The 11750-nt window shown below is 66.1% G+C and carries 16 protein-coding genes; 9 read left to right on the top strand and 7 right to left on the bottom strand.

The window, feature by feature from the left end:
* The 3 genes from GJ693_RS09820 to GJ693_RS09810 all read right to left on the bottom strand — a co-directional run.
* A partial coding sequence (locus GJ693_RS09820) for a DEAD/DEAH box helicase (protein WP_156256129.1) occupies positions 1–291 on the bottom strand: 291 nt, incomplete at its 3' end.
* Positions 292–430: 139 nt separating this feature from the next.
* The gene (locus GJ693_RS09815) at positions 431–1606 is read right to left on the bottom strand and encodes an acetyl-CoA C-acyltransferase (protein WP_156256128.1); all 1176 of its coding nucleotides are present in this window, start codon (positions 1604–1606) and stop codon (positions 431–433) included.
* A gap of 30 nt (positions 1607–1636) precedes the next feature.
* Entirely contained in the window at positions 1637–2101 is a 465-nt protein-coding gene (locus GJ693_RS09810; RefSeq protein WP_197042089.1) for a MaoC family dehydratase, read from the bottom strand.
* 431 nt (positions 2102–2532) lie between these two features.
* On the opposite strand from GJ693_RS09810, the gene GJ693_RS09805 reads away from it, so the two are divergent.
* On the top strand, positions 2533–3192 hold the full coding sequence (locus GJ693_RS09805) for an Npun_F0296 family exosortase-dependent surface protein (RefSeq protein ID WP_156256127.1): 660 nt from the start codon (positions 2533–2535) through the stop codon (positions 3190–3192).
* Positions 3193–3523: 331 nt separating this feature from the next.
* On the opposite strand, the gene GJ693_RS09800 is transcribed toward GJ693_RS09805, so the two are convergent.
* The 3 genes from GJ693_RS09800 to ygfZ form a co-directional block, all read right to left on the bottom strand.
* Complete coding sequence (locus GJ693_RS09800) at positions 3524–4138, bottom strand: PEPxxWA-CTERM sorting domain-containing protein (protein ID WP_197042088.1); 615 nt, start codon at positions 4136–4138, stop codon at positions 3524–3526.
* 222 nt (positions 4139–4360) lie between these two features.
* Positions 4361–5506, bottom strand: a complete 1146-nt coding sequence (locus GJ693_RS09795; RefSeq protein ID WP_235902796.1) for a mechanosensitive ion channel family protein — start codon at positions 5504–5506, stop codon at positions 4361–4363.
* The gene (gene ygfZ / locus GJ693_RS09790; RefSeq protein ID WP_156256125.1) at positions 5485–6267 is read right to left on the bottom strand and encodes a CAF17-like 4Fe-4S cluster assembly/insertion protein YgfZ; all 783 of its coding nucleotides are present in this window, start codon (positions 6265–6267) and stop codon (positions 5485–5487) included. The genes GJ693_RS09795 and ygfZ overlap by 22 nt, the downstream gene beginning before the upstream one ends.
* 168 nt (positions 6268–6435) lie before the next feature.
* On the opposite strand from ygfZ, the gene rpmG reads away from it, so the two are divergent.
* The 6 genes from rpmG (at position 6436) to GJ693_RS09760 (ending at position 9735) form a co-directional block, all read left to right on the top strand.
* On the top strand, positions 6436–6603 hold the full coding sequence (rpmG, locus tag GJ693_RS09785) for a 50S ribosomal protein L33 (RefSeq protein WP_156256124.1): 168 nt from the start codon (positions 6436–6438) through the stop codon (positions 6601–6603).
* 115 nt (positions 6604–6718) lie between these two features.
* The gene (locus GJ693_RS09780) at positions 6719–6997 is read left to right on the top strand and encodes a DUF3572 family protein (RefSeq protein ID WP_235902794.1); all 279 of its coding nucleotides are present in this window, start codon (positions 6719–6721) and stop codon (positions 6995–6997) included.
* Positions 6994–7605: an HAD family hydrolase gene (locus GJ693_RS09775; protein WP_156256123.1), complete on the top strand. Its 612-nt coding sequence runs from the start codon at positions 6994–6996 to the stop codon at positions 7603–7605. Before GJ693_RS09780 ends, GJ693_RS09775 begins: the two co-directional genes overlap by 4 nt.
* 4 nt (positions 7606–7609) lie before the next feature.
* Positions 7610–8068: a RidA family protein gene (locus GJ693_RS09770; protein ID WP_156256122.1), complete on the top strand. Its 459-nt coding sequence runs from the start codon at positions 7610–7612 to the stop codon at positions 8066–8068.
* Complete coding sequence (locus GJ693_RS09765; protein WP_156256121.1) at positions 8068–9204, top strand: GNAT family N-acetyltransferase; 1137 nt, start codon at positions 8068–8070, stop codon at positions 9202–9204. Before GJ693_RS09770 ends, GJ693_RS09765 begins: the two co-directional genes overlap by 1 nt.
* Before the next feature lie 18 nt (positions 9205–9222).
* Complete coding sequence (locus GJ693_RS09760; RefSeq protein WP_156256120.1) at positions 9223–9735, top strand: class-II aminoacyl-tRNA synthetase family protein; 513 nt, start codon at positions 9223–9225, stop codon at positions 9733–9735.
* 6 nt (positions 9736–9741) lie between these two features.
* Here GJ693_RS09760 and panC read toward each other — a convergent pair whose 3' ends face one another.
* Positions 9742–10590, bottom strand: coding sequence for a pantoate--beta-alanine ligase (panC, locus tag GJ693_RS09755; protein ID WP_156256119.1), 849 nt, complete (start codon positions 10588–10590; stop codon positions 9742–9744).
* Positions 10591–10689: 99 nt separating this feature from the next.
* On the opposite strand from panC, the gene GJ693_RS09750 reads away from it, so the two are divergent.
* Both GJ693_RS09750 and GJ693_RS09745 read left to right on the top strand, forming a co-directional pair.
* Positions 10690–11469: a division plane positioning ATPase MipZ gene (locus GJ693_RS09750; RefSeq protein WP_235902791.1), complete on the top strand. Its 780-nt coding sequence runs from the start codon at positions 10690–10692 to the stop codon at positions 11467–11469.
* The coding region (locus GJ693_RS09745; RefSeq protein ID WP_197042087.1) for a hypothetical protein at positions 11469–11750 on the top strand (282 nt) is incomplete at its 3' end. The genes GJ693_RS09750 and GJ693_RS09745, both read left to right, overlap by 1 nt.

Raw genomic sequence — 11750 nt, 5'->3', positions numbered from 1 at the left:
GTAGAGCCAGGCCAGTTCCTTGGCGACCTGCAGCGCCAGCTCGCGCGTCGGCGCGATCACCAGCGCCAGCGGGCGCGCCGGCGGCGGCAGCGCATCGGCCGCGCCGAGCAGATTTTCGGCCATGGCGAGGCCAAAAGCGACGGTCTTGCCCGATCCGGTCTGGGCGGAGACAAGCAGATCGCGGCCGCGCGCCTCCTCGGCGATCACGGCAGACTGGACGGGGGTGAGCTCTTCATAGCCGCGCTGCGCGATGGCCTGGGCCAGCGGCGCGGGGAGTGTTTCGATGGTCATCGCGGGCCTATGGCGCAAAAGGCGCCGAAAGGCGAATCAGTAACGCCCCTCCCGCAGGCGGGAGGGGCTGGGGGTGGGTATGTGGGCCCGCGCAATCACGCCCACCCCCGACCCCTGCCGCAAGTGGGAGGGGCGCTTTTTAGTAGACTTCGAACAGCCCGGCCGCGCCCATGCCGCCACCGACGCACATGGTCACGACCACATATTTCGCCCCGCGGCGCTTGCCTTCGATCAGGGCGTGGCCGGTGCAGCGGGCGCCGGTCATGCCATAGGGGTGGCCGATCGAGATCGAGCCGCCGTTGACATTGAGCAGATCGGGATCGATGCCCAGCACGTCAGCGCAGTGCAGCACCTGCACGGCAAACGCCTCGTTGAGTTCCCACAGGCCGATGTCGTTCATGGTCAGGCCGTTGGCCTTCAGCAGCTTGGGAATGGCATAGATCGGGCCGATGCCCATCTCGTCCGGCTCCAGGCCGGCGACTGCCATGCCGCGATAGGCGCCGAGCGGGGTAAGGCCGCGACGGGCGGCTTCCTTGGCTTCCATCAGCACGCTGGCCGACGCACCGTCCGACAGCTGGCTGGCATTGCCGGCGGTGATGACGCCGCCTTCGATGACCGGCTTCAGGCCCTTCAGCCCCTCCAGCGTGGTTTCCGGGCGGTTGCCTTCGTCCTTGCTCAGCGTGATCTCGTGGGTGGTGACCTCCTTGGTCTCCTTGTTGACCATCGCCATGGTGGCGGTCATCGGCACGATCTCGTCGTCGAACTTGCCGGCGGCCTGGGCGGCGGCGGTGCGCATCTGGCTCTGATAGCCATATTCATCCTGGCGATCGCGGCTGACATTGTAGCGCTTGGCCACCACTTCGGCGGTCTGCAGCATCGGCATGTGGATGTTGGGATGCATGGCGACCAGGCTGGGATCGGAGCCGACCCGCATCTTGTCGTTCTGCACCATCGAGATGCTGTCGACGCCGCCGCCGACGCAGATGGTCATGCCATCAACAATGATCTGCTTGGCCGCCGTCGCGATCGACATCACGCCCGATGAACATTGCCGGTCCATCGACTGGCCCGACACGGTGACCGGCAGGCCGGCGCGCAGCAGCGACAGGCGGGCGATGTTGCCGCCCTGCACGCCCTGCTGCAGCGCGCAGCCCATCACCACGTCGTCCACGTCGCCACCTTCTATTCCAGCGCGCTTGACGGCGTGGGCAATGGCGTGGCCGGCCAGTGTTGGCGACGGCGTGGCGTTGAAGGCGCCGCGATAGGCCCGGCCGATGGGCGTACGGGCAGTGGAAACGATGACAGCTTCACGCATGGGTTATTCCTTTCAGGGGGTCAGGCCGGCTCAGCCGACATATTGCAACGTGATCCATTCCGCAGCGAGCGCCGGCTTGGTTTCACCGTCGATCTCGACCGTGATGGCCGTGGTCGTCTGCCAGGCGCCATCCGGGCGCTGCGACACGTCGGCGATCGTGAAGCGGCCGCGCACCCGGCTGCCGGATTTCACCGGCGCCATGAAGCGCACCTTGTTGAGGCCATAGTTCACACCCATGCGCGTGCCCTTGATGCCGGGCATCGCCGAATAGGCCATCACCGAAAGCAGGCTGAGCGTGAGATAGCCATGGGCGATGGTGGTGCCGAACGGGGTCTGCTTGGCCAGTTCCGGATTGACGTGGATGAACTGGTGATCGCCGGTCACTTCGGCAAAGGCGTCAATCTTGGATTGCGGCACGTCGATCCAGTCCGACACGCCCACCTCGGTCCCGGCCAGGGCGCGATATTCGTCCAGCGTCAGCGATTTTCCAGCCATCTCGGCATCTCCCCAATGAGCTTGTTTGGCGCGCAGCCTAGGCCCCGGCTTACGCAAACGTCAACCCGCCCGAATGCCTGAGTCTCCCTGCCAACCCCTCACCGCCCATTGGCAGGCCGAGATTGCCCTGGCGGTGAGCAGCGCTACCGGCGCGGTGACGGTCTACAGCCTGACCGGCACTGCTGTTGACTGCCGATTTCAGCCGCGCCGGCATCATTGCCCGGCGGCACCAGGCCCAACACTGCCCGGCCTGACGCGGGGCGACCGTCAGGGCTCAGCGACGACGCGCGCTGTCACCCATTTGCCAAACTGGACCTCCAGCCACTTCGCACGCCTCATCCTTTCAGAGTGGTAAATTCACCGTTAATTGCCATTGCCTGTGAGGTAATAGTTTGTTATGCCCTCGTTCAGTAATAGCGAGGGGTAATTGTATGAAGCGTCTGTTTATCGGCCTTGCGGCCACCGCCATGATGGCGACGGCGGCACAGGCCGTCACTGTGACTGGCACCTTTGGTGCTCCGGATCCCGGCCCGGCTGCGGGCCAATCGATCGTCGTCAGCTTTGATGGCCCCAATGCCGCCGGCTACAGCTGGTCGGGCGGTATCGCCACCAGCTGCACGTCGATTGCGGGCGCGGCCATGCCGGCCGTTGGCCCGGGCGGAACGGCGAGCTGCTTCGGCTATGTGTCGAGCGCGATCAATCCGAACAATGCCACCCTGTCCACGCCTGACCTGAAGTCGATCAGCTTCTATTGGGGCTCGATCGACACCTACAACCAGGTCGATGTCCTGGGTGCTGGCGGCGCGACGATTTTCTCCATTGGCGGCGCATCGCTGCCGCCGTCGAATGGCAACCAGGGCCTGCCGTCAACCAACCGCCGTGTGAACTTCATCGCCGATGCCGGCCAGGTGATCACCGGCCTGAAGTTCACCTCGACTGGGGTTGCCTTCGAATTCGACAGCTTTGCCGCTGAAGGCGCCATCACCACCGGTGGTGGCGTGCCGGAACCGGCGACCTGGGCCATGCTGCTGGCCGGCTTCGGCATGGTGGGCGTCTCCGCCCGCCGTCGTCGCCCGACCGTGGCCGCCTGATCCTTCCGCGCCGCCCCCGCACCGGGCGGCAATGATGGACGGCATCGCCGGCACGCTCGCCCAAGGGCCAGCGTGCCGGCGATCCTGTATCTGGGGCACAGGCGGCAGCCCGGTGCGTGCGGACAGCCTGGAGACGCAGTTGCGTTCAGGCGGTGCTGGCTGCTGGAGCGCTGTTCACCAACCCATCAACAACGCCCGCCATTGCCGCTGACACCGCGGCGCCGGAACGCGGGGCCAGCCGCCAAATGGTGGAACCCATTGCGGCCGCCTGGAATCACAACGGGCCGGGCGCCTTTCGGCACCCGGCCCGCTGTTCACTTGGCTGCGTGGTTCAGGCCGCGACCGCGGTCGACCGCCGCCGGCGCACGGCGCCAACCAGGCCAAAGCCGGCCACGAGCATGGCCCAGGTCTCCGGCTCAGGCACACCGCCACCCGGATCGAACAGATCTTCGGCGGTAATGCGGATGATCATGTCGTCATGATTGTCATCGTCGCCAGTGATCTGGTCATCAAAGCCCAGGTAGAGGACGTTGGACGCATAATTGCCGCCCGCCTGCACGCCGGCCGGCAGGAAGATGCCGAACTCCAGGGCACCGATGCCCTTGTTCGTCGCGCCACCCGACGAGCTGAAGATCCAGTCGCTGATCGGGCCGGCAAGATAGTTCAGCGAGCCGAGCGCAACCGGATTCCAGGCGGTGAAGCTTGAATTTTCCGACGCGAAGATCGAGCCACCACCGGCCTTGAAGCTGTCGCTGAAGCCGCTTTCCGAGCCCAGGAACTCGAAGGTCAGCTTGGCCTTGCCGCTCAGCGAAACCGTCGCGCCGCCGGCGGTGTATTGGAACAGGCCGAGACCGTTCAGGTTGCTCTTGAAATCATTGTTGCTGGGAATCGCGTTCACGGGCGACCCGATTCCGACGTTGAACGTCACCGCTGCGGCCGCCGGCATGGCCACGGCCATGGACGCAATCGCGGCCACTTTCAATAGCTTGGACATGTTCTTACTCCCCCACACAGTAGCGGCATCACAGCCGCAGACACCCCAGAACTAATTGGGACGACCAGAACAGTAACCAATTTTTGACGTTTTCGAAAGTGAAAATTAGATGAATGGCAATCTTCTGTTCATCTTCACGATAAGCGACGCCGCAGCCCGGCGATGGCTCACCGTTCAGCGCGGGCGTTCGGTGATCTGGGTGGGGTCGATCAGCCGGCCATCGGGCGCGGCAGTAAAGGTCGTCTGCGTTGGATAGGCGAATTGCACGCCCAGCTCGGCAAAGCGGCGCACAATGGCAAAGCCCACCGCCTGCCGCGCGCTCAGCATCGCGGCGATATCGGCCGAGGTCACGAAAAAGATCAGCTCGAAATCCAGGCTGGATGGGCCGAAGCCCGTGAACGCCGCGCGGTCGAACCGGCAACCGGGCTGGGCCTCGACTATGGCCTGCAGATGGCCGGGCATCGCCTCCAGCAGGTCGGGCGCGGTCTGATAGACAAGGCTGAGATTGAGCACCACGCGCCGTTCCTCAATGCGCCGAAGATTGGCCACCTGCTGTTCCAGCAGCTTGGTGTTGGCCATGATCAGCTGCTCGCCCGACAGCGCGCGGATGCGGGTGGTCTTGAGCCCGATATGCTCCACCGTACCGGTGGAAGTGCCGTAGCTGATGGTGTCGCCCACCCGGAACGGCCGGTCGAACAGGATGGCCAGCGCCGCGAACAGATCGGAGAAGATGCCCTGGGCCGCCAGACCAATGGCAATGCCGCCAACCCCCAGGCCCGCCACCAGCGCGGTGACGTTCACGCCCAGATTGTCGAGGATTAGGATGGCGGCGAGCAGCCAGACCACGACATTGACCAGCACGGTGATGACGCCCATCGCGCTGCCAAGTGCGGCAGCATCCTCGCCGCCATTGCCGGCGCGGCGGCGCACCAGGCCCAGCACCAATTCGCGGATCCACAGCGCCCCTTGCACGGCCAGCGCAATGGTGAAGAGATTGTCCACCAGCCTCAGCAGCGGCCCCGGCGGGGCGACGGCGTGGGTGGCGCCATCCAGCGCGACCGCGGCCAGGAACAGGAAGAGCGTGCGCTGCACCAGGGCGCGCAGCAGGCTGGGATGGCCGCCCAACTCGCGCGGCAACAGCCGCAGCGCCGTCCATTTCAGCAGCCACAATCCGGCCAGCAGGGCGCCCGCGATGGCGACGCCGAACAGCGCCTCACCGCTGTCCTGGGTGATCCAGGCCCAGCTTTCGCCAAACACATGCTCGACGCGCGTCGAGGCGCGGACCAGCGGATCGTCCATCACCAGGCGCTTTCCAGCCACGTCGGGCGCCGCACGCTGAGCGCCGCGTCGCCGAGGAACAGCGGCGCATCCGCTGCCTCCAGCCGCAGGTGGACGATGGCCTGATCGCCCCGCCGGCTGCGCAGCTTGCCGCAGGCCCGACCTTCGCCATCCTTCACCTCGGTCGCTTCGCCGGAATCGCCGGCAATTGTCACCGGCACCAGCCGGCGGCGCACCTTGTCACGATGGTGCATGCGCGCCGTGTTTTCCTGGCCGACATAACAGCCCTTGATGAAGGACACGCCGTCCAGCAGATCGGCGCCGGTTTCCAGCCACAACAGCTCGTCGTTGCCGATATCAGCGCTGTCGGGCACGCCGATGGCAAGGCGATGCGCTTCATAGGTCGCGGCATCGGCCGGCGCGCTGCCGGCGGCATCAATCCAGCGTGCGCCCAATGCCGGCGTGCGCGCATCGGCCGGTCCACCGCCTGGCCAGCTCGCCAGCACCGCCAGATCATCGCGCCGGGCCAGCGTGACCGCCTTGCGCAGCTTGTACATGCTCAGCCGCTTCAACAACGCGTCGGCCTTGTCGGTGGCGACATCGATCAGGATGGCGCCCGCTTCGCCGGCGTGGAGGTGGAAATCGAACAGCGCCTTGCCCTGTGGCGACAGCAAGCCGGCAAACAGCCCGCGGCCGGGTGCCAGCAGCGTCACATCATGCGTGATCAGCCCTTGCAGGAAGCTGGCCGCATCCGGCCCGTCCACGGCCAGCACGGCGCGATTTTCAAGGGAAATGGGGGTCATGCCGGCTGAGATAGGCAATCCGGTCCGTCCTGCCAATGCTGCATGCTGTCAGCGGGGCGAATGCCGCGTTGCACCGCTTGACTCTGCCCCGATATTCCATCATTGGAGCCGCCTTCGTCGCGGTGGCCATGCCTCCCGCGCGCAACCTGATTTACGCGGAACGGAACCATGGCCAAGCCGACAACCATCAAGATCAAGCTCGTGTCCACCGCTGACACCGGCTATTATTATGTCACCAAGAAGAACCCGCGCACCAAGACCGACAAGCTGTCGTTCCGCAAGTACGACCCGGTCGCCCGCAAGCACGTGGACTTCAAGGAAGCCAAGATCAAGTAAGCGCCCGCGCGCTTGCGAAACACAAGAGGGCCGGCGGCAACGCCGGCCCTTTTTGCATGGCAGGCGGCATCACGCCGCTTGGCGGCGACAGGCTTAGCGATTAGGGCTTGCCCCTGTGTTGCGCGACAAACCCTCCTCCGCCGATCCGGCCGTGCTCGCCTTGCAGGCGCTGGCACATGTTGCCGGTGACGAGGCGATGGGCCCGCGTTTCCTGGCGCTGACGGGCATGGATGCCGATGCCTTGCGCGCCAATGCCGGCAAGCCGGCAACGCTGACCGCCCTGCTCGATTATCTGATGGCCAATGAACATGATCTTGTCGCCACGGCCGAGGCCATTGGCGTGAAACCCGAAGCGCTGGCGCTCGCCGCCCGCAAGCTGGGCAGCGACTGGTGACGGCGCGGCCACTCATCGTCTCCGATTGCGACGGCGTGCTGCTGCACTTCATCGCGCCGTTCGTCGATTATCTGCGCGAAGTGCACGGCCTGACCCTCAGCCTCGATACGTTCGCGCTCACCGGCAATGTGAAGCGCGCCGATGGCTCGGCGGTTGAACCGCAAGAGTTCCCGCCGCTCTTGAATGGCTTCTTTGCCGACTGGATGCACAACCAGCACCCGATCGCCCATGCCGCGGACTCGCTGGCCAGCCTGGCCCGGACCTGCGACGTGGTGGTGCTCACCAACATCGCCGATCATCACGCAACAAGGCGCACGCTGGAGCTGGCCAAGGTCGGCATGCCCTATCGCGTCATCGGCAACCAGGGCGGCAAGGGCGCGCCGCTGAAGAAGCTGCTCGATGAATTCCAGCCGTCGGAGACCATCTTCATCGATGATCTGCCGCCCAACCACACATCGGTGAAGGCGCATGTGCCGCATGTCCACCGCCTGCACATGGTTGCCGAACCCGAAGTGCGCCACCTGATCCCGCAATCGCCTGATGCCCACGCCCGCCATGATGACTGGCCGGCGATGCTGTCGCATATCGAAACCATCCTGAAAGGCTGACCGCATGACCCCGGAACAGAAACTCGCCGACCTCGGCATCACGCTGCCCAGCGCCGCCGCCCCGGCAGCCAACTATGTGCCCACGGTGACGGCCGGCAATCTGATGCACATCAGCGGCCAGATTCCCTTTGCCGAGGATGGCAGCCTGATGAAGGGCCGGCTGGGTGACACTGTGGATGTCGCCTATGGCCAGGCCGCTGCCCGTCGCTGCGCCGTCGGCCTGATCGCCCAGATGAAGACCGCGCTGGGTGATCTGTCGCGCGTCAAGCGCGTGGTGAAGCTGGGCGTGTTCGTCGCCAGCCACCCCGATTTCACCAGCCAGCCCGAAGTCGGCAATGGCGCCTCCGATCTGATGGTCGAGGTGTTCGGCGATGCCGGCCGCCATGCCCGCGCCGCCGTGGGCGTGGCCGTGCTGCCGCGCGGGGTGGCTGTGGAAGTGGACGCGGTCGTCGAGATCGCCTGATGGCAACAGTGTCGGTGCGTGTTGTCGGCAAGGCCAGAGAGATCCCGCTGGCTGACTGGAACGCCTGCGCCGGCCGCATCAATCCGTTCGCCCAAGCCGAATTCTTCCGCGCCCTGGAAGAGTCGGGCAGCGCCAGCGTGCGCACCGGCTGGCAGCCCGTGCACCTCGTCGCCGATGGCGATGATGGCCGTCCGGCGGGCATCATGCCGGCGTATCTCAAGACCCACAGCCAGGGCGAATATGTGTTCGATCACGCCTGGGCCGACGCCTGGGAACGGGCAGGCGGCAGCTATTATCCCAAGTTGCAGGCCGCCTTCCCGTTCACGCCCGCTACCGGCCCGCGGCTGCTGCTGCGCGATGCGGCCGTCGCCCCAGCGCTGATCCAGGCCGCCGAGCAAGTGACCCAGAGCAATGGCTTTTCCAGCGCCCATGCCACCTTCATCACCCCCGAACAGCAGCCGCTTTTCCGCGACGCCGGCTGGCTGATCCGCACCGGTGAGCAATTCCACTGGCAGAACGAAGGCTATCGCGATTTCGCCGATTTCCTCGCCGCCCTCTCCTCCTCGCGCCGCAAGATGATCCGCAAGGAACGCGAACGCGCGCTGGCTGGCCTCGAAATCGTCCACCTCACCGGCGGCGCCATCACGGAGGCGCATTGGGATGCCTTCTGGGTGTTCTATCAGGACACCGGCGCCCGCAAATGGGGCCAGCCCTACCTGAAACGCAGTTTCTTCAGCCTCGTCGGCGAGGCCATGGGTGATCGCGTACTGCTGATGCTGGCGCTGCGCAATGGCAAGCCCATTGCCGGCGCGCTCAACTTCATCGGCGATGAATGCCTCTATGGCCGCTATTGGGGCTGCACCGAGGATGTGCCCTTCCTGCATTTCGAGCTTTGCTATTACCAGGCCATCGAATGGGCGATCGCCAATGGCCGCGCCCGGGTCGAGGCCGGCGCGCAAGGGCAGCACAAATTGGCGCGCGGCTATCGGCCGACGCCGGTGATTTCCGCCCACTATATCCCCAACGCCAGCTTCCGCGACGCGGTGGCCGACTATCTCGCCCGCGAAACTCGTGCGGTGATCGAGGAAATCGAGTATCTGGATCGACATGGCCCGTTCAGGCAGGCGCAAGAGTGAACCATGATAGACTGCCGCATGCGACTCGCGATTGCCCTGGCCATATTGGCCACCTCCCCCGCTGCGTCCACAGAGGTCGTCCGCCTGTCAGACGCGCAGCGCGAGGCGGTGATCGCCGCGGCGGCCAACGGGCCAGAGAAGGAGCCCGTGCTCACGCCCGAGCAGGCCAGGCGCCAGTCCGTTCTGGACCGCTCGCTTTACCCCGAATTCTATGGCCAACAGGCTGGGGCGCCTGGCGTTCGTGACCGCAGGGTGCACGGCGAAATGTCGGTGTTTGCCGGCAGCGGCGGTACGGTGGGTTACAGCGGCACCGCCATCCTGCCCGTCGGCCAGACCGGCAGCGCTGCCATCTCGGTGACGCAGGGCACCAGCCGCTATGGCGGCTTCCAGAATTTCGGCTTCGGCTATTCGTCCGGTGGCAACAACGCGCTCGGCGTCAGCGGCAGCTTTGGCAACCCTTATGGCTATGGCTACCCTTATGGCAGCCCGTTCGGTTTTTACGGGCCAGGGCGTTTCCGCCACCCCTGGTAAGCCGCGCTACAGCGCCAGATTGTCGATCAACCGCGTCGTACCGATCACGCCGGCGCCCATCAGCCGCGCGCCCGGCGCCGGCGCGCCCAGGCTGTGCAGCGTCTCACCATCGACCAGTTCCAGATAATCCAACCGCACGAACCCCGCGGCCTTGATGGTGCGCTCGCCAGCGGCCAGCGCGGCGGCCACCGGCATGCCGTTCAGGATCGCCGCCCGGGTTGCCACCAATGCCTGCGGCAGGGCCAGGGCACGGCTGCGCTCATCGGCCGAAAGATAGGCGTTGCGGCTGGACAGGGCGAGGCCATCCGCATCGCGCACGATGGCGCAGCCGTGGATTTCGGTGCCGATGTCGAGATCGGCCGCCATGCGCCGGATGATCGCCAGCTGCTGCCAGTCCTTCTCGCCAAACACCGCGGCATCGGCGCGGGCGGCGCTGAGCAATTTCGCCACCACGGTCGCCACCCCGTCGAAATGCCCCGGTCGCACCCGGCCGCAGAGCAGATCGGGCAAGCCCGAGACCCGCACGAAGCTGGCAAAGCCCGGCGGATACATGGTGGCGACATCGGGCGCATACAGCAGGCTGCAGCCCGCCCCGGCCAGCTTGAGGGAATCGCCGGCTTCGTCGCGCGGATAGCGCTCCAGATCCTCATTGGGGCCGAACTGCTTGGGGTTCACGAAGATGGAGGCGGCTACGACATCGGCCAGTTCCAGCCCCTTGGTCACCAGCGCCAGGTGGCCGGCGTGCAGTGCGCCCATGGTGGGCACAAAGGCGACCCGCTTGCCCTCAGCCTGCCAGGCTCGCACGCGGGCACGCAGTTCATCAGGGGTGCGCACGGTGGGTAACACGCTGGTCATGGCATCTTCACCAAGGAACAGCCCGCAAGGGGCGTTGACAGGCTGGCGGCGCTGTGGGCGATACGGAAGCTGAGTGCAAGCGACTTCAAAAGGACCATCGTGACAGCGCATGTTATCGTGCTCGCCAATGAAAAGGGCGGCACCGGCAAATCCACCACCGCCGTGCATATCGGCGTCGCCCTGGCGCTGGCCGGGCAGCGCACCGCGCTGATCGATCTCGACAGCCGCCAGCGCACGTCGACTCGCTACCTGGAAAATCGCTGGAATCACAGCCAGCGCCACGGCCTGACGCTGGCCGCGCCCGACGTGGTGGTGGTCGCCGATGGCGAAGATGCAGTGCCGGAACTGGCGCTGCGCCTGGATCAGGCCAGCGCTGTGGATTTCATCGTGATCGATTCGCCCGGCCGCGATTCGGATCTGGCCCGCGCCGCCATGTCCCGCGCCGACACGCTGGTGACGCCGATCAACGACAGCTTCGTCGATTTCGATCTGATTGGCGAAGTTGATGGCGACACGTTCGAGGTGAAGAAGCCCAGCTTCTATGCCGAGTTGGTCTGGCAGGCGCGCACCCGCCGCGCCCGCGAAGAAGGCCGGCCGATGGACTGGGTGGTGCTGCGCAATCGCCTCTCGGCGCTCGATGCCCGCAACAAGCAGCGGGTGGGCGCCGCGCTGGAGACGCTGTCGCGCCGCATCGGCTTCCGGGTGCTGCCCGGCCTGTCGGAACGCGTCATCTACCGCGAATTCTTCCCGCGCGGGCTGACCCTGCTCGATCGCGCCGCGCTCACCGATTTCTCGCTCTCCCACGTCGCCGCCCGCAACGAGCTGCGCGCCCTCATCGCCGGGCTGAACCTGCCCGGCGGCGTGGAGATGGCGGCCTGATGGGAATCGCCCTTATCGCGGTGATTGCGCTGGCCTGGTGGCTGCACCAGCGCGGCGAGTTGCTGCCCAACCTGCTGCGCTATGGCGGACTGGCCGCTGCCGGCCTGTTGGCGGTGCGTTTCCTGTCGACTGGCCGCATCGTGCCGGCGGCGTTGGTGGCGGCGGGCGGCTGGGCCTGGTGGCAGTGGAACCAGCGCCAGGGCGGCGCCAACAACCAGCTCGCGGCGGCAGCGCGCCTGCTTGGCGTGCGGCCCGATGCGCCGTCCGAAACCATCTGGCAG

Origin of the sequence: Sandarakinorhabdus oryzae, from assembly GCF_009733735.1 — a bacterium.
Classification (GTDB): Bacteria; Pseudomonadota; Alphaproteobacteria; order Sphingomonadales; family Sphingomonadaceae; genus Sandarakinorhabdus; species Sandarakinorhabdus oryzae.
Note: the sequence above shows the minus strand (reverse complement) of the source record. Positions and strands in the feature narration are given on the sequence as shown.